This is a genomic window from Candidatus Magnetaquiglobus sp., from assembly GCF_058402785.1.
This window is the reverse complement of record NZ_JBZVFG010000063.1, coordinates 1-17,896: the sequence shown is the minus strand read 5'-3', so window position 1 is coordinate 17,896 and position 17,896 is coordinate 1. Positions and strand designations below refer to the sequence as shown.

17 protein-coding genes are annotated in these 17,896 nt (G+C 62.3%); 15 read left to right on the top strand and 2 right to left on the bottom strand.

Annotated elements, in window-relative coordinates; all coding sequences use genetic code 11:
* The first annotated feature begins 244 nt into the window (after positions 1-244).
* From ACV4UY_RS15220 to ACV4UY_RS15190, 7 genes are all read left to right on the top strand, one after another.
* Complete coding sequence (locus ACV4UY_RS15220) at positions 245-1,204, top strand: aspartate carbamoyltransferase catalytic subunit (RefSeq protein ID WP_491608423.1); 960 nt, start codon at positions 245-247, stop codon at positions 1,202-1,204.
* On the top strand, positions 1,201-2,490 hold the full coding sequence (locus tag ACV4UY_RS15215) for a dihydroorotase (protein ID WP_491608422.1): 1,290 nt from the start codon (positions 1,201-1,203) through the stop codon (positions 2,488-2,490). Before ACV4UY_RS15220 ends, ACV4UY_RS15215 begins: the two co-directional genes overlap by 4 nt.
* Positions 2,468-3,379 (top strand): dihydroorotate dehydrogenase electron transfer subunit, encoded by a 912-nt coding sequence (locus ACV4UY_RS15210; protein WP_491608421.1) that lies wholly within the window; start codon positions 2,468-2,470, stop codon positions 3,377-3,379. Before ACV4UY_RS15215 ends, ACV4UY_RS15210 begins: the two co-directional genes overlap by 23 nt.
* A 214-nt stretch (positions 3,380-3,593) precedes the next feature.
* Positions 3,594-3,905: a hypothetical protein gene (locus tag ACV4UY_RS15205; RefSeq protein WP_491608420.1), complete on the top strand. Its 312-nt coding sequence runs from the start codon at positions 3,594-3,596 to the stop codon at positions 3,903-3,905.
* A 170-nt stretch (positions 3,906-4,075) separates the two neighbouring features.
* Positions 4,076-6,166, top strand: coding sequence for an elongation factor G (locus tag ACV4UY_RS15200; RefSeq protein ID WP_491608419.1), 2,091 nt, complete (start codon positions 4,076-4,078; stop codon positions 6,164-6,166).
* Positions 6,167-6,629: 463 nt separating this feature from the next.
* On the top strand, positions 6,630-8,195 hold the full coding sequence (locus ACV4UY_RS15195; protein WP_491608418.1) for a sensor histidine kinase: 1,566 nt from the start codon (positions 6,630-6,632) through the stop codon (positions 8,193-8,195).
* Positions 8,196-8,208: 13 nt separating this feature from the next.
* A complete protein-coding gene (locus tag ACV4UY_RS15190) occupies positions 8,209-8,880 on the top strand; it encodes a response regulator (RefSeq protein ID WP_420906378.1) in 672 nt (223 codons plus the stop codon).
* A 102-nt stretch (positions 8,881-8,982) separates the two neighbouring features.
* On the opposite strand, the gene ACV4UY_RS15185 is transcribed toward ACV4UY_RS15190, so the two are convergent.
* Positions 8,983-9,423, bottom strand: a complete 441-nt coding sequence (locus tag ACV4UY_RS15185; RefSeq protein WP_491608417.1) for a bacteriohemerythrin — start codon at positions 9,421-9,423, stop codon at positions 8,983-8,985.
* A 229-nt stretch (positions 9,424-9,652) separates the two neighbouring features.
* Between ACV4UY_RS15185 and ACV4UY_RS15180 the strand changes: the two genes are divergently transcribed.
* The 7 genes from ACV4UY_RS15180 to ACV4UY_RS15150 all read left to right on the top strand — a co-directional run bounded on the left by ACV4UY_RS15180 (position 9,653) and on the right by ACV4UY_RS15150 (position 16,443).
* Entirely contained in the window at positions 9,653-10,351 is a 699-nt protein-coding gene (locus tag ACV4UY_RS15180; RefSeq protein ID WP_491608416.1) for a response regulator transcription factor, read from the top strand.
* Positions 10,338-11,594 (top strand): sensor histidine kinase, encoded by a 1,257-nt coding sequence (locus ACV4UY_RS15175; RefSeq protein ID WP_491608415.1) that lies wholly within the window; start codon positions 10,338-10,340, stop codon positions 11,592-11,594. The genes ACV4UY_RS15180 and ACV4UY_RS15175 overlap by 14 nt, the downstream gene beginning before the upstream one ends.
* A 194-nt stretch (positions 11,595-11,788) precedes the next feature.
* Positions 11,789-13,600 carry a SulP family inorganic anion transporter gene (locus ACV4UY_RS15170; protein ID WP_491608414.1) on the top strand — a complete coding sequence of 604 codons (1,812 nt, stop codon included), beginning with the start codon at positions 11,789-11,791 and terminating at the stop codon, positions 13,598-13,600.
* A gap of 32 nt (positions 13,601-13,632) precedes the next feature.
* Entirely contained in the window at positions 13,633-14,133 is a 501-nt protein-coding gene (locus tag ACV4UY_RS15165; RefSeq protein ID WP_491608413.1) for a hypothetical protein, read from the top strand.
* 198 nt (positions 14,134-14,331) lie between these two features.
* A complete protein-coding gene (locus ACV4UY_RS15160) occupies positions 14,332-14,565 on the top strand; it encodes a hypothetical protein (protein WP_491608412.1) in 234 nt (77 codons plus the stop codon).
* Between the two features lie 247 nt (positions 14,566-14,812).
* Complete coding sequence (locus tag ACV4UY_RS15155; protein ID WP_491608411.1) at positions 14,813-15,895, top strand: sulfite exporter TauE/SafE family protein; 1,083 nt, start codon at positions 14,813-14,815, stop codon at positions 15,893-15,895.
* 23 nt (positions 15,896-15,918) lie between these two features.
* Complete coding sequence (locus ACV4UY_RS15150) at positions 15,919-16,443, top strand: hypothetical protein (protein ID WP_491608410.1); 525 nt, start codon at positions 15,919-15,921, stop codon at positions 16,441-16,443.
* A gap of 184 nt (positions 16,444-16,627) precedes the next feature.
* On the opposite strand, the gene ACV4UY_RS15145 is transcribed toward ACV4UY_RS15150, so the two are convergent.
* Positions 16,628-17,200 (bottom strand): hypothetical protein, encoded by a 573-nt coding sequence (locus tag ACV4UY_RS15145; protein ID WP_491608409.1) that lies wholly within the window; start codon positions 17,198-17,200, stop codon positions 16,628-16,630.
* Between the two features lie 175 nt (positions 17,201-17,375).
* Between ACV4UY_RS15145 and ACV4UY_RS15140 the strand changes: the two genes are divergently transcribed.
* A complete protein-coding gene (locus ACV4UY_RS15140) occupies positions 17,376-17,732 on the top strand; it encodes a phasin family protein (RefSeq protein ID WP_420906368.1) in 357 nt (118 codons plus the stop codon).
* The last annotated feature ends 164 nt before the right edge of the window (positions 17,733-17,896 follow it).

The following is a 17,896-nucleotide window of genomic DNA, read 5'->3' as shown; positions in this document are numbered from 1 at the left end:
GTGCAAAATACGAGCTTCGTTTCCAAAAAACGGAAACGAAGCTCGCGAAGGCTGCGCGCCGCGCATTTTCGCAAAAGACGCGAAAAATGCTTTTTTGAGAAAAACGCGCTAAAGTCAAAAGCAAAGTCCCAAGGGCTTTGCCCTTGGATCCCACCAGGTGCCATGGGGCCCTGGACCCCGCCAGCAGAACCACGCCATCCGTGATGGGGATGGTTTAACTATTGAAAAAGAATCAGGGCATTGCATGGGTACTCCATTGTGGAATCGCAAACATCTCCTCGGCATGGCGGATCTGGCCCGCGAGGAGATTCAATCCATCCTCGACGCCGCCGCGTCGCTGCGCGAGGTCAACCGCCGCGACATCAAAAAGGTCCCCACCCTGCGTGGCAAGACCATCATCAATCTGTTCTTCGAGAATTCCACCCGCACCCGCACCTCCTTCGAGCTGGCCGGCAAACGGATGTCCGCGGATGTGATCAACATGTCGGCGGCCTCCAGCTCGGTGAAAAAGGGGGAAACCCTCATCGATACCCTGGCCACCCTGCAAGCCATGAATCCCGACGTGGTGGTGATCCGCCATCCGGATTCCGGGGCCCAGGAGTTTCTGGCCCGCCACCTGGACGCCTCGCTGGTCAACGCCGGCGACGGACGTCACGAACACCCCACCCAGGCGCTGCTGGACCTGTTGACCATTCATGACCATCTGCCCTTGCTGGAACGGGACTCGTTCGAGGGGCTGGTGGTGGCGGTGTGCGGGGATTCGCTCCATTCGCGGGTGGCGCGCTCCATCGCGCTGGCCCTGCGCACCATGGGCGGCGAAGTGCGTTTCATCGGCCCGCCGGGCCTGATTCCGCCAAAAGCCGAAGAGGCGTTCGGCACACGCGTGTTCCATTCCATGGAAGAGGGCCTCAAGGGCGCTCATGTGGTGATGATGCTGCGGCTGCAACTGGAGCGGATGAACGTGGGATTCATTCCGAGCGTGCGGGAGTATTTCGCTTTCTGGGGGTTGACGCGCGCCCGTCTGGCATGCGCGGAACCGGGGGCGTTCGTGATGCATCCCGGTCCGATCAACCGCGGAGTGGAGATCTCCTCGGAGGTGGCGGACGATAAAGAACGTTCGGTGATTCTGGAACAGGTGGCCAATGGTTTGGCGGTGCGCATGGCGGTGCTCTACCGGCTGTGCGGCATGGGAGGCGGACGATGAGCGATGTGGTGGTGATCCGGGGCGGACGACTGATCGATCCGGCCAACGGCGTGGACGCGAGCGGTGATCTGTTGGTGGCCGACGGGGTGATCCGGGCGTTGGGTCGGGTGGATATCCCCGCCGGGGCCACGATCCTCCATGCCGATGGTCTGGTGGTGGCGCCCGGTCTGGTGGACATGCATGTCCATCTGCGCGAGCCGGGGTTCGAATACAAGGAGACCATCGCCGGCGGCACGTTGGCGGCGGCGGCGGGCGGGGTGACGACGGTTGCCTGCATGCCGAACACCAGGCCGGTGAACGACGATCCGAGCATCACCGCCTTCATTCGCCAGAAAGCCGCCAGCGAGGGAACGGTAAACGTCTTTCCCATCGGCGCCGTGACCAAGGGGTTGGAGGGGCGCGAGCTGACCGAGATGGGGTTGATGCTGAGAGCCGGTTGCGTGGCCTTTTCCGACGATGGCCGACCGGTGGCCGATGCCGGCCTGATGCGTCGCGCGCTGGACTACTCCCGTGCCTTCGGAGCCCTGATCATCCAGCACGCCGAGGATCCCTCCCTTTCTTCCGGGGGGTGCATGCACGAAGGGGTGATCTCCAGCCGGCTGGGTCTGCCGGGATTGCCGGCGGCGGCGGAATCGGTGATGGTGGATCGGGACGTGCGTCTGGTGGAGCTGACCGGCGGGCGCTATCACGTCGCCCACATCTCGGTGGCCGGCGCGGTCGAGGCGGTGGCCCGTGCCCGGTCGCGGGGTCTGCCGGTGAGCTGCGAGGTGGCCCCCCATCACTTCGCGTTGACCGACGAGGCGGTACTCGGCTACGACACCGATGCCAAAATGTCACCACCGTTGCGCAGCACCGAAGATCGCAACGCCGTTCTCGAGGGCTTGGCCCGCGGCATCATCACCGTGATCGCCACGGACCACGCCCCGCACGACCAGGACAGCAAACGGGTGGAGTTCTGTCACGCCTCCAACGGCGTGGTGGGTCTGGAGACCATGCTTCCGGTATCGCTCGAGCTGGTGCGCGATGGGGTGATGACCCTGGTGGATTGTCTGCGCGCCATGACCGTCACTCCGGCGCGGCTGTTGGGTCTGGATCGTGGCACCCTCTCGATCGGCGCGCCGGCGGACGTGGTGCTGTTCGATCCCGACGAGAGTTGGGTGGTGGATGCCGCGCGGCTGCATGGCACCTCGCGCAACACCTGTTTTCATGGCCGGCGGGTGCGCGGTCGGGTGAAATGGACGCTGGTTTCCGGCAAGGTGGTGCATGATGACCGGTTGCGCGCCTGACAAACCTCACACCTGCGCCAAACCATTGACCGCGCCGTTGCTGGTCAATCGGATCTTGCCGGGCGGTCACGGCCTGTTGCGTCTCAAGGTGGGCAAGCCGCTCGCCGCGCGGGTGCAACCGGGTCACTTCGCGCAGATCGTCTGTGACGACAACCTCACCCTGCCCCGCCCCTTTTCGATCATGGATGTGGATTGTGAAGCGGGCACCGTGGAGATCCTGTACCGGATCGTGGGCGCGGGGACCGGGATCATGTCCGGCTGGCAGGGTGGCGAGGAGGTGCGTTGCCTGTTGCCTCTGGGACGGACCTTCACCATGCCCGACGTGCGCGTCAACGTGTTGTTGATCGCGGGTGGGGTGGGGTTGGCTCCTGTCCATTTTTTGGCGCGGCGGCTGGCCGAGCGTGGACAGGGTGCGGTGTTGGTATGGGGCATCGAGACCGAGGCGCCGTTGCGGACCATCGATGCCCGATTGGATGCGTTTCCGTTGGATGTGCCGTTCGTGGAGGCCCCGCGGGCGTTGGCCAAGTTGGATGCGTTGGGTGTTTCGAGCCGGTTGGCGTCGCTGGCACCGGTATCGGGTCGGTTTCAGGGATATGTCACCGAGTTGGCGGAGCGGTATCTGGCGGGGATTTCGGACGGGGAGCGGTCGCGCACGGTGATTTACGCGTGCGGACCGACGCCGATGTTGAAGGCGGTGCATGGATTGGCGATGCGGTTCGGATTGCGGGGTGAGGTGTCGTTGGAGGAGCGGATGGCGTGTGGGTTTGGGGTCTGTGCCGCGTGTGTGGCACCGATTCGCGGGGATGGTGAGGAGACGTGGCATTACAGAAAGATCTGCACCGAGGGACCGGTGTTCGAGATTGGGAAGGTGGCCTGGGAGAAGTATTGAGGGAAAGGTTGGGCGAGGTGGGGAGAGGAAGAGCCGTGCGTTGGAACACGGGCGGTCGGAGTTGTTCCAACTGTTGCAGGGGACGGGAGACCGAAGGTCCCCGGCGGAGGCGGGGCAGCGCCCCGCGACTTTTCCTTTAGCTTTTGTTCTTCCACTTGTATTTATCTTTAGAGGAGTTCGACCGGTTGTACGATCTGGATCAGGGGCACTCGGCATGAGCGGTTCACGATTCAACGCGCACGGTTCGACCTGCGCGAACACGCGATGCCTGTGTGACACTCGACCGATATTTTCCATTGAGGAGCGCACCAGACGTTATCAACTCCAGAATCCTGATCGGCTTGCAGTCTGCCAGATCCAGATCGACGGCTGTTTTCTGTCATCCGAACAGGGCTCACGGCGTTGTGATTATCTGTTCTGGATCGACAACGCACGCACGGCCTATCTGGTGGAGTTGAAAGGAAGCGATCTGTTGCATGGTGTTGATCAGATCGAAAACACCTTGAGCGCATTACGATTGATCTGAACAACTGTACCATTCATACCCGGATCGTTGTATCGCGAATGAACGTACCAAACATCCAAAACAATCCAAAGATCAAGCGTTTGCGTGACAAGATCGGTAATCGCCTGCATGACAAGGCCAAGGAAATCACGGAGCCGCTCGAATCAAACCCTTGAATTAAGGAAACTTCCATGCCCAACGTTCCGGAAATCAGTCTGTTGCGCAACGTCGCCCTGATCGCCCATGGGGGAGGCGGCAAGACCACGCTGGCGGAGTCGCTGTTGTTCAACGGCGGGGCGATCGCGCGGCGGGGCGACGTGGACAAGGGAACCACGGTGATGAGCACCGAACCCGAGGAGGTGGAACGACGGGTCACCATCGCCCCACACATCGGTCACTGCGTGTGGCGGGACCGCTGGTTCAACCTGATCGACACCCCTGGCTACAGCGACTTCCTGGAATCGACCCGCAGCGTGCTCGACGTGGTGGGGGGCGCGGTGATGCTTTTTTCCAGCGAGGTGGGGATCAAGTCGGAGAACGAACGACTCTGGGCCATGGCGGAAGAGGCGATGGTGCCGGTGATCGGATTCATCAACAAGCTCGACCGTCCGCGTGCCGACTTCATCCGCGCGCTGGGCACGATCGAGGCGCGTCTGAACGTCACCGCCCTGCCGCTCACCATTCCGATCGGGGTGGGAGAGGCGTTTGGTGGCATCGTCGATCTGATCCCCATGACCGCCTGGTCGGCGCGGGACGGGGTGTTCTTTCAGATCGACCTGCCGGAGAGCGCCCGCGCGGATGCCGAATACTACCGCACCCAGTTGATCGAAAAGATCGTCGAGGGCGACGACGAATTGTTGGAGCGGTATTTGTCCGAGGGCCGGGAGCCCTCGCTCGATGAGTTGCACAAGGGGTTGCGCGAGGCGGTGATCACCCGGCGTCTGCTGGTGGTCTACTGCGGTTCCGGCGCGGCCAACATCGGCGTCCGGTCACTGGCCAACGGCATCGCGGAATATTTTCCCAGTCCGATCGACAAGGCAACGGTCAAACCGCTCGTCGGGGTGGATCCGGACCATCCGGAACGAGCGGTGTCGCGTACCCCCTCCCCCACCGATCCCTTCTCGGCGGTGGCCTTCAAGACGGTGATGGATCCGTTTTCCGGCAAATTGACGGTGATCCGGGTCTTCTCCGGGGTGATCGAGAACGAACAGCCCTTTTACAACGGCACCCGCGCCCACAAGGAGAAGGGTGGAAGGCTGTTCCGTCTCCAGGGACGAGAGATGATTCCGATCCAGAAACTCGGCGTGGGCGAGGTCGGCGCCATCGCCAAGCTCGAAGGGGTGCATACCGGCGATACCCTGTGCGCCATCGACCATCCGATCCGCTACGAACGGGTCAATTTTCAGGAACCAACCCACACCTTCGCGGTGGAGACCGACTCCAAAACCGAAGACAAGGTGGCCGCCGGCCTGGAGAAACTGGTCGAGGAGGATCCCACCCTGCGGCTGCGGCGCGATCCGTCCACCCACGAACTGATTCTTTCGGGCATGGGACAGACCCATCTGCGGGTGGTGCTGGATCGGCTCAGGCGCAAGTACGGCGGCATCGCCACCTTGAAAACCGCCCGTCCGCCGTTTCGCGAGACCATCACCAAAAAAGTGCGGGTGCAGGGGCGGCTCAAAAAGCAGACCGGAGGCCGCGGTCAGTTCGCCGATTGCTGGCTGGAGATGGAGCCTTTGCCCCGCGATGGCGGCTATGCGTTCGAAAATCGCATTTTCGGTGGGGTGATCCCGCGCCAGTTCGTCCCCTCGGTGGAAAAGGGGATCATCGAGGCCATGGAACAGGGGATCGTGGGCGGCTATCCGGTGGTGGATGTGAAGGTGGCTCTGGTGGATGGCAGTCACCACTCGGTGGACTCGTCAGATTTCGCGTTCAAGACCGCGGGTTCCATGGGCTTCAAGAAGGGGTTGGCCGAGGCCGGCTCGGTGCTGCTGGAGCCGGTGATGACCATGGAGGTGACGGTCCCGGACGATGTGCTCGGCGACGTGATCGGCGATCTGAACAGCCGGCGCGGCAAGGTGCTCGGCGTCACCCCCAAGGGAGGAGGAGGTCAGGTGATCGCCGCCGAGGCACCGATGGTCGAGGTGTTGGATTATGGCAACGTGCTCAACGGCCTGACCTCGGGACGCGGCCTCTACACCATGCGTCTGTCGGCCTATGCCATCGCCCCCAATCACATCACCCGGGTGATCCTGGAGCAGGAGAAGAAGGACGAGGGTTGAATCGCGTCATCACCCGCACGGGGATCAAACCACCCCAACCCCGATGCGGGTGATCCGATTGATCGGAAACGCGCCCTGTCGGTGAAGGAAGTGCAAAAACGGACTGGAGGTCGGACGGATTGATGGCTCACGTCTGACGAATACCCGCCCTACCAGACGGCGATTGAGCTGGTTTACGCGACAGAGGTGCCACAACCCAAGAAACCTGGGCCTGGACGACGACCGAAACCTAAACAAGTCATGCCAACTGACCTGTGTTACGCCACTGTCCGTAAATGTATGGACGGTTCATGAGTGGATTTCATTTCCATCTCGACCGGCCAGGTTAACGTATAAGCACCGCCCATCCCAGGTGCAAACAGGGAATATCGATTCGGTCGCCTGGGGGAACCAAGAAAAACATCCGGACCATCTCCATCCGCGCGACCGGTGGCAACGCCGTGTCCACATCCGGGAGGCACCCTTGGGCAATCTGTTGGATCTGAAAGGCCGCTTCGTCGGCATGGTATTGATCCTCGTCTGCGTCATCGCCATCGAGGGGGTGGTCGGCATCTACGGCTTCAACGTGGTGCGCGATCGCATCGAACACCTGGATCGCTTCCTGATCCCCCTGATGCGCTCCCTGTCGCGCATCGAAAGCCTGCATGTGCAGCTCAACCATCAGTTCGAAAAGGCCCCGCGCGACGAACAGTCCTCGGACCACATCCTGGTCAACCGGCGCATCATCCACGATCAGACCACCCGCATCCGGGAGGAGACCCTCCAGGGGATCGAAACCGCCGAGGCGGTCTCCAGGTCGGAGACCCTGACCGACAATCTCCCGGAGCTGCGCAAGATCACCCAGCGGCTGGTGGAGCTGCGCGCGCTCCAGGTGAGTCTGGACGAAACCATCGCCAAGACGCCACTCGCCGGTTCGGATGGCATGATCCGTCTGCCGGTCGGCATCAACCGCCAACTGGTGGACGAGTCCGAACACCAGTACTCCCGCGCCGATGTGCTTCTGGAGCTGGTCGAGGACGCGATGGGCAGTTCGGTGACCGCGTTGCTGCGTCTGAGCGACAAGACCATCTTTCAGTTGATCACGGTCTGGATCTTGAGCGTGGTGGTATGCGTGCTTCTGGCCGGGGCGCTGGCGGTGAGCATTCTGCGCCCGATCCGGCTGGCGCAACGGGCGGTGCGACACATCGCCGAGGGCGATCTGGACTTCCACATCGATCCGGCCTCCCACGACGAACTCGGTCAACTCCTGCACGCCATGGCCCACATGGCCCAGGCGCTGCGCGAGCGGCAACGGGTCGAGAGCCTGCTGCGCGAGTCCGAGAAGATGTCCTCCCTGGGTCGGCTCTCCATCGGTCTGGCCCACGAGGTCAACAACCCCCTGGCCAATGCGGTGGTCAACCTCGAGGTGCTGGAAAACGAACTGGCCGAACAGGCCCCGGCCCATCTCGAACGGTGCGCCGTGGTCCGGCGCAACCTGGAAAAGGCGATGACCATCACCCGCGAACTGCTGAACTTCTCCCGCCCGGATCTCCCTTCCATGGGACCGGTGCAGCTCCAGGACGCCATCGACGGGGTGCTCCTGCTGCTCGGACAGCGGTTGCGATCGATCCGGGTCCGTCTCGATCACGACGAGGATCTGCCCGAGGTGATGGGCATGAGCGGCAAGTTGCAGCAGGTGTTCATGAACCTGATCCAGAACGCCATCGAGGCCATGCCGCATGGCGGGGAGCTGGTGATCGCCTCGCGACTGGAGGCCGAATGGGTACGGATCGACATTCGCGACAGCGGTCCGGGCATCGAACCGGCCCTCTGCTCCAAGGTGATGGAACCGTTCTTCACCACCCGCATCGAACGGGGCGGCGTGGGTCTGGGGTTGACCGTGTGTCAGAACATCCTCGACCAGCACGGCGGTTCGCTGGTGTTCGACACCACCCCGGCCCCGGAAGGGGGATTGCGGGCCATCGTCCGTCTGCCCCGGCCCGGCGGCGGTGCGCGCACGGGTTCATCACGGCAACATGAAGTCAGGTGAGGAGCTGAATGGCATGAATCCCATTTTGATCGTGGACGATGATCCGGATTTCTGCCAGGTGGTCATCGATGTGTTGACCAAGGCGGGCTTCCCCACCTTGCGCGCCGGCAGCGGTCACGAGGCGTTGAACGTGCTCCGGCATACCAAATGCGACATCGTGCTGCTCGATCTGGTGTTGCCGGGCATGGATGGTCTGGAGGTGCTGCGGCGCATCCATGAGCTGGACGAACATGCGAAGGTGATCCTGATCACGGCCTTTGCCACGATCGAGAACGCGGTGAACAGCATCAAGATGGGGGCCACGGAGTTTCTGACCAAGCCGTTCCGGATCAACGATTTCACCACCATGATCCATCGAACCATCGAGGAGATCCGTTTCGAGGGCAAGGCGCGGGAACTCAATCTGGATCCGTTGCTGGCCAGTCTCTCCCATCCGATCCGACGCGGCATCGCCGATGCCCTGAACGAACAGGAGGAGCTGCGCCTCACCGACCTGATGCAGCGGCTCTCCATCACCGACCACACCAAGTTGACCTTCCATCTGAAAAACCTGATGGAACACGGCATCATCGACAAGAACCGCAACCGCGGCTATATCCTGACTCAGCGGGGGCGGATGCTGCTCTCCGGCCTGCGGCGCATCTCCATGAGCCTGGGGGTGAACGGTCACGTCAAGGTGGGTTGAGAGGGTACTCCGACGCGAGGCAACCCTGCATCCGACCTGGCCCGAGATTCCGGGAAGCGTTCCCTTCCCGGAGTCGGCATGGGATGGCCCCGGCCTCGTGGTCTATTCGGCGGTGGCGAAAAACTGCGCGAAGGCGTAATCTTCACGATTCACATGATTGAGCAGCCATTCGAGCATCCAGCGCCGCAACTCCTTCAAATCCTTGTCATTCCCCTCGGTCACCTTCTTCTGGAACTCGTTGAGCTGTTCGATCAACTGGTTGTGAATGGTGCGGTGCTGGGCGGCGTTCGGATAGTTGCGATGGATCAGGGTCTCCTCTTCGTCGGCGAAGTGGGCCTTGGCATAGACGATCAACTCGTCGCACACCGTGGAGAGGGCCTCCCACTCCTGGGGCGTCGGGGAGCGCTCGCCGGTGACTGCGGCACCGAGAATTTCATCGGCATCGACCACGATGTTGAAAAGCTTCTCATGGGCGAGATTGAAACGCGGTTCACCGACATCCGCCATGGAGGCGAGGAGCTTGGAATGAAATTCGCTTTTCATGGGTGCTTCGATCCTTCATGCTGTATGGGACGTGTCAACGATGCGCCATCCCGGGTCCAGGACGCGGCATGGGCCATCCCGATGCGTGGCGTTCCGGGGCCGAGCCGGTTGCAGCGGGTCATTTCCTGGAAAGGGGTGGACTCTTAATGCCACGTTTTGGCAGGGTTGTACAGGCTCTTTGGCCCGCGGATCCGGACCGGTTCGCAATTGTCGTTAATAATGGAAAAACATGCAAAATCCGCTCAGAATTCTCTTCATCGAGGACCACGCCGACCTGGCCGCCAATCTCGCCGACTACTTCGAATCCAAGGGCCATGTGGTGGACATGGCCATGGATGGGGTCACCGGACTCCACCTGGCGTTGGTGAACGGGTACGACATCATCGTGCTGGATCTGATGCTGCCCGGCATGGATGGCATCACGGTGTGCCGCAAGCTGCGTCAGGAGGCGCGACGCCCCACGCCGGTGATCATGCTCACCGCCCGCGCCACCCTGGATGACAAGGTGTCGGGATTTTCCAGCGGCGCGGACGACTATCTGATCAAGCCTTTCGAACTCAAGGAGCTGGAAATGCGCATTCTGGCCCTGAGCAAGCGGGCCACGGGTCGGGTGAGTCGTCGGATGCTGCACGTCGCGGACCTGGAGTTCAACCTGGACACCCTGCGGGTGCAACGGGCCGGTCAAACCCTGGAGTTGCCGGCGATTCCGTTGAAGATTCTCGAACTGCTCATGCTGCGTTCTCCTGGCGTCGTCGAACGCGCGGACATCGAACATGCGATCTGGGGCGACGATCCCCCGGACAGCGACGCACTGCGCGTTCACATGCACACCCTGCGCGCCGCCATTCAGGCTCATGGCCCCACCCCGCTGCTGCACACCCTGCGCGGCATCGGCTACCGACTGGCTCCACCCGATGCGCCGGCTTGATCTGCGTCCGCGGGTGGCGTTGGCCTTTGCCGCATTCGGGGCGGCGATCGCCTGTCTGATGGCCCTCTCCCTGTACATGGCCACCCACGATCTGGGGATGCGTCTGATCGACGAGACCTTGAGCGCCGAACTCGACGACTTCTTCGCCCGTCGCGAGCGCAATCCCCACTCCCTGCCGCCCCGGACCGTGACCCTGCACGGCTACATCACCAGCGCCACCGATTCCACCCGTGAGTTGCCGGAGTATCTCGCCCCGCTTCCGCCGGGCCGTCACGATCTCATGGTGGGGGCCTCCACCTACCGGGTGGCGGTGGCGGATCGGGATGAGTCGCGTTATTATTTTCTCTACGACACCTCGCTGCAGCACCGGCGCGAGGAACGGTTTTTGTTGTTGGTGGCGATCAGCATTCTGGCCATCGTGTTGATCTCGGCGGTGGGGGGGTTTTGGCTGGTGGGCGGGGTGATCGCGCCGGTGACCGAGTTGGCCCGCAAGGTCAAGGATCGTTCGCCGGATCTCTGGTCGCTGCGTCTGGCGGATGCCTTTGCCCAGGATGAGGTAGGGGAGCTGGCTCACGCCTTTGATCTCCATCTGGCCCGTCTGCGTGCCTTCATGGAGCGGGAGCGGGCTTTCACCGCGGATCTCAGTCATGAGCTGCGCACCTCGTTGGCGGTGATTCTCGGGGCCACCGAGATCCTGATGTCCGACGATGCCTTGTCCGACAAGCAGCGTGCGCGGGTGGAGCGGGTGGAGCGTGCCGCGCGGGACATGGCAGAGATGGGTTCCGCATTGTTGCTCATGGCGCGCGAGGAGCGGGCGTTGGCCTTGGACGAGCAGGCGCCGGTGGCCGAGGTGGTGACCGAGGCGGTGGAGAAGCATCGTTTCCTGTTGAAGAACAAACCGATTCAGCTCGTGGTGCGTGCGGATCCGGCTTTGCGTGTTGCCGTGGATCGAGGTTTGTTGTTCATCGCGGTGGCCAATCTGATCCGCAACGCCTTTGCCTACACCGAACAGGGGGAGATTCACATCCTGCTGGAGGGGAACACTTTGACCATTCGCGATACCGGTCGTGGTTTGCGGGCCCGGCAGGCGGACGCTTTGTTGCCGCGTCATCTCACCCAGCATCAGGGAGCCGGCATTGGTCTCACGTTGGTCAAGCGTATCTGCGAACGGTTTGGTTGGGGATTTTCCCTGGAGGGGCAGGAGGGGGTTGGCACCACGGCAGTGATGCGGTTTGCGGTTTGATGGGGGTGGAGAAGATGGGAAGCCCCCCTGCAATCGCCCTGTTTCCCGCCTTAACCTCCCATCAACCCGCCATCAACCCCCTGCAATCGCTTTTTTCCCGCCTTAACCTCCCATTAACCCGCCATTAACCCCCCATTCACCCACCCTGGCCCAAACTCGCCCGCATCGTCAATCGAACGGGAGAACGTTTTGCCATGGGTACGCCAGATCTCACCACACACCCCCTGCTCACACGCCTGCCTCCCCTCCAATGGTGGCATCGGGTCACACGCGACACCCTCAAGGCCGACCTCATCGCCGGCCTGACCGGAGCCATCGTCGTCCTGCCCCAGGGGGTCGCCTTCGCCGCCATCGCCGGCATGCCCCCGGTCTACGGCCTCTATGCCGGCATGGTCCCGGCCATCGTGGCCGCCCTGTTCGGCTCCTCCTGGCACCTGGTCTCCGGACCCACCACCGCCGCCTCGATCGTGCTCTTCTCCATGCTCTCCCCTCTGGCCGAACCAGGGAGCGAACTCTATGTCCGACTGGCCCTGACCCTCACCCTCATGGTCGGAATCACCCAACTCGCCCTCGGCTTCATGCGCCTCGGGGTGCTGGTCAATTTCATCTCCCACTCGGTAGTGATCGGTTTCACCTCGGGAGCGGCACTCCTGATCGCCTCCAACCAGCTCCAGAACTTCTTCGGCATCCCCATCCCGCCCGGAAGCAACCTCATCCAGGCCGCGACCCATCTCGCCGGACACCTCGACACCCTGAATCCCTGGATCACCACGGTCGGGCTGACCACTCTGGCCGCCGGGCTGCTCTGCCGACGGCGGCTGCCGAAAATCCCCTACATGATCGTGGCCATGATCAGCGGCGCCTTGACGGCCTGGCTCCTCGAAACCCTGCTCCCGACACCCACCGGCATCACCCATGTCGGCGCCCTCTCCGCCCAACCGCCCCCCCTTTCCATGCCCGACCTGTCGCTGTCCACCCTGCGCACCCTGGCTCCCGGAGTCGTCGCCGTCACCCTGCTCGCCCTCACCGAGGCCATCTCCATCGCCCGCGCCATGGCCCTGCGCTCCGGACAGAACCTGGACGCCGATCAGGAGTTCATCGGTCAGGGACTCTCCAACCTGATCGGCAGCTTCTTCTCCGCCTATGTGGCCACCGGCTCGTTCAACCGCAGCGGGCTGAATTACGACGCCGGAGCCCAAACCCCACTCTCGGCGACCTTCTCCGGCGTGATCCTCATCGGTCTGGTCTCCCTGATCGCACCCCTGGCCCAACACCTCCCGAATGCCGCCATGGCCGGCGTGCTTTTTCTGGTCGCCTGGGGCCTGATCGATTGGCATCACATCCAGAAAACCCTCCAGGCCAGCCGCTCCGAGGCCCTTATCCTCATCTCGACCTTTCTCGGCACCCTGTTCCTGAACCTGGAACTGGCCATCCTGCTCGGCGTCATGCTCTCCCTGGGCATTCACCTGGCGCGCACCTCCCATCCGCGCGTCTCGTTCCGCATTCCCGATCCCCAACACCCCAGACGCCGCTTCATGTCCGCATCCCAAGGCACCGAGTGTCCGCGCATCCGGATCGCGCGGGTGGACGGCTCGCTCTTCTTCGCCGCCATCGGCGCCGTCCAGAAACAGCTCGAACAACACGCACCACCCCAGATCCATCTCGTGCTGGTGGCCTCGGGGATCAACTTCATCGACCTCTCCGGCGCGGAGTTCCTGGCCCAGGAGGCCGGCAAACGTCGCCTGGCCGGCGGCAGCCTTTCGATCGTGCGCCTCAAGGAACTGCCCCGCGCCACCCTGGAACGGGGTGGATTCCTGAAAACGATCGGTGCGGAGAATCTCTACAACGCCAAGCTGGATGCGATCCAGACCATCTTCGCCCGCATGGATCCGGCGGGCTGTGCCGCCTGCCCCTGGAGCGTCTTCGCGGAGTGCGAGGCGATCACGAAAGGGGCGCCCGAATCGACCGCGCGGATTCTCCCCCTCTCCCCGCCGCTGGCGGCATGATCCTCCACTTTCCACCATCCAGGGCCAAGCTCATGATCACCCGACCCGAACGGATCATCGCCATCGTCGAACCCCTGCCCGCCGGCGAAACCATGGCCCGACGCATCCTGGGCCTGTTGCGCGAAACCCCGGTCCGCGAACTGCTGTGGGTGACACTCACCGGCCCGCTCGGACTGGAGTTCGATGGCAGTCAACTGCCCCTGATCACCCCATCCGAATGGCTCCACCAGACCCAGGAGAGTCTCCAGTGCCGTTGGCATGACCTGTCGCGACGCATCGAAATGCCGCGCTGGCGTTTCATGCTGGTGCCGGGCGCGGTCAATCCCGCCCTCGCCGAACTCTCCGCCACCTGGAGCGCGGATCGGATCATGCTCTCCCAGGCGGACTGGCCGGTGGTTTCCGGGCAGGATGCACCCGCCTGGATGTTCCCGCCCCGCGCGCTCACCGGAACCCCGCATCTGCTTCCCAACCCACCGGGACTGCTGGCCCGTTCGCTTGCCGACCTGCGCGCGCTCGTGGGTCAATCCTGGTGACGCGAAGCGCCGACGCGCTGCAAACACCCCTCTGGCAAGATTTTGTGACGTTAAGACGTTTTTAACGTCGTCTTAACGTTCGGTTAACCCAGATCTTGCCAGACTCCCTCCCGAGCCGGATGCCACGCGGAGCGCCCCACAAGAGCCCCTTGCATCCCGCCCTTCTGTCTTCATCGACGATCCATTCGGGAGCGAATCATGTCTGCTGACGGCCAAAAATCCAGGGATTTTCGCAAGCTTCTGCTCTGGGGACTCCTTTCCGTCGTCCTGTATGGCCTGCTGTGGATCTTTGAAAGTGAGATTCTCGCCCTTTCGGCGAATGGCCGTTGGTACTTCTCCGTCCCGATCGCCATCGCCTTCCTTTTCTCTTTCGTCCATGGCCATTTCACTGCGGAATTCTGGGACAGTCTCGGCATCCAGGCCAAAAAATGAAGTTGCCACGTCACGATTCAGGCCCCCGCTCTTCAAAAAAGCGTTTTTTCGCGCTTGCGGCGCCTTTTTCGCAAAAGACGCGAAAAAGGCTTCTTTGAGAAGAGCGCGCTCAAGTCAAAAACAACGTCCCAAGGGCTTTGCCCTTGGATCCCACCAGGGGCCATTGGTCCCTGGACCCCGAAAGGTAGGGGTCCTGAATAGTGAAGTTTCCACGACACGACGCAATCGTTTAACAGGAACGGATATCATGGAATCGCTCAATTTCATCCAACTGGATATGGTCAACGCACTTTATCTCTTCATCGTCGGCTTCGTCGGTGGACTGGTGAGCGGTTTCATCGGCTCGGGTGGGGCCTTCGTGCTGACTCCGGCCATGATGAGCCTGGGCGTACCGGGCATCGTCGCCGTGGCCAGCAACATGTGCCACAAATTTCCCAAGGCCCTGGTCGGCGCCCTCAAACGGGCCCGCTATGGTCAGGTGGATGTCAAGATGGGGTTGATCATGGGGATCTCCGCCGAAGCGGGCGTTCTCACCGGCGCCCACTTCCAGGAGCTGATCAAGCAACGCTTCGGCGACATCGGCTCGAATCTCTACGTCTCGGTGGCCTTCGTGCTGGTACTCGGCATCGTCGGAGGGTTCGTGATGCGCGATACCATCAAAACCCATCGCGCCGGGGTCGCCGAGGAGGAGAAACCCGGACGCCTGGCCCTGTGGGTGCAAAGCATCCACATTCCGGGCACCATGGTCCATTTCAAGAGCATCAACGCCTCCATCTCGATCCTCTTCACCCTCCCGCTCGGCTTCGCCACCGGATTGCTCGCCGCCACCATCGCGGTGGGAGGGTTCATCGGTGTGCCGGCCCAGATCTATGTTCTGGGTCTCAACAGCCTCATGGCCTCGGCCACCGAGCTGGTGATCGCCTTTGTGATGGGCCTGGGCGGCACGATCAAATTCGCCTGGAGCGGCTACGTGGACATCCGTCTGGCCATGATCATCCTGGCGGGATCGCTCTTCGGGATCCAGCTCGGCGCCATCGGCACCACCTACGTCAAGCCCTTCATGATCAAGCTGGTGATGGGGGTGATCATGCTCACCGTGATGGTGAGCCGTGCCCTGGTGATCCCGGTCTATCTCTCCCAGCTGGAGATCCTGCCACCCATGGATCCGACCACCATGAGCCTGTTGAAGAACGTCAGTTTCCTGGTGATGATCCTCGCCCTGGCCCTGGGCGCCGGCATCATCGTCACCGCGCTCATCCATGGCCGCCGCGCCGCCAGACTCGAAACGCTCCGGAAACCCATGGCCATTGCCGTGAAACCCACCGTGTGATCCAGACCGATCGGAGGTCCGAGATGGAGCTTTTCCCGCGCATCCTGGTCGTTCTCGATCCGAATGCCGATCCGGACCGACTGATCCGAACCGCCTTGCAAATCGGCAACCGGCATGCGCGCACCCAACTGTTTTTCGTCTCCCATCTGGATCCCGCGCGCGCGCCAAGGCGGTTGCAAATGGATGGGGACGACGGCGCCGATTCCGAGGAAGCTGCTTGCACAGCCTTGAAATCGAAACTGGATGCGTTGGGATGCGACTGGCCATCCACCCGGATCGCCACGGCCCACTCCCCCCATGAGGTACTCCCCTTGGCCTGGGCATGGCGTGCCACGCTGATCCTGTCCGATCCGGCCAGCGCCCGTGAGGTACGGCAAGGGTGGTTCCCCTGGCTGCACGCTCCCATCCCCCTGCCCTGTCCGCTGCTGGTCGTGCAGAGCGAGACCATCCCCCCTCTTCTGCCCTGGCGTGGATGGTTGCATCGGCTGCGCCAGGTGTGGCCATCGTCGCGGAATGTGGCACCGCTCGGTCCTTCCACCGGCCATTGAGTGGCCTGCGCACCGTCGGGACGCGTGCGATCCAGTGAGTCCTGGCGGATCGGGAGCGGGATCTTGCCGTGTTGGGAATGGTGGCGTGGGAAAATCGCGATGCGCGGGAAGGGGTGACACCGGCGCTTGCCCGCAACCGCCGGATCGGATTCCGGGGCAAGGGCGTCGCCCTTCCCCCGCACCGCTACCGCTTCTTGACCGGCAGCTCCTGCCGTGCCCGCAAATGGGTCCGAATGACCGCCAACGTCTCCTCCGGCCCGCGATCCAGCGTGCCACACTCGACGAACAGAATGTGCTTGCCACGCAACCGGCAGGTGAGGTGAAACACCCTGGCCCAGATGGTTTCGTTGCCAGCCGGCTCGTAATCGGGATGCAACCCCAACACCACGCCACGTAACAGATATTTCAGAATTCCCGGCGGCTGATACGCCTCGACGATGAACGACCATCGCAACGGCGCCACCATCAACCGGATGTCGTGAATCCCCCCGAAATTGATCCGTACCAGGGCCCGACAGCCCGGAACCAACAAACGCCGCACGGCCAGGAAGGTCACAATCGCCCCAACCCCCCAGAAGAAGGGTCGCAAGACCCCGGCCAGGAGATGCGGCGGTTCCAAAAGAGTCCCCCACCCCATCAACTCCCCCAACCCATTGCCCAGCATGGCCAGTCCGCACACCAGCATCGCCCCAACATGGTTGTCGCTGGAGAGCAGTTCCAGATTCACCGGAATTACCTCATGTGCATCACCTGCCATGCAATCCACTCCATTTTGTGCTTCCGGTCTGAAACAAAATTTCCAATTTTCGACAAAAAAGACTTGACGCCCACCTTTGGAGTCACTATCTTACGCTCATGCTGCACTGCAACATAAACATTCGCTTCCAGCGCGACTCCACCGTACCCACTCTCCATACCATGAGGACACGGACATGAATAGCGACAAAATCACCAAAAAGATGACCGACATGACCCGGATGATGCTCGATTCGATCACCGAGTTGCAAAAGATCAACGACAACACGGTGCGCGAGCTTGCCCGTCATCAGCTCGACTCCATCGAAGAGTTCAACACCGCCGGTGCCCGTCAGTTGGATCAACTGGCCGGAGCCAAATCCCCGAAGGAGCTGTTGGCCGCCCAGACCGAAATCGCCTCCGAAATCGCCAAGGATATGCGCGAGAACACCATGCGCGCCATGGAGATCCTGACCCAGGGTCAGAAGGAGCTGAAGGTCTTCCTGGAGAAGAACGTACAGCAATTCATCGAGAAAACCAAGATCAAAGACTGACGCTTCCACGCAAGGCTGTCCGGTCATGCCCGACAGCCAACGATGGCCATGGACAGCCCAGACGCGCGGCCATGACGAGAACCCGGTGCGAATGGAGTTGAACCGGGTGCCCCGGCCAGGAGATGCGGCGGTTCCAAAAGAGTCCCCCACCCCATCAACTCCCC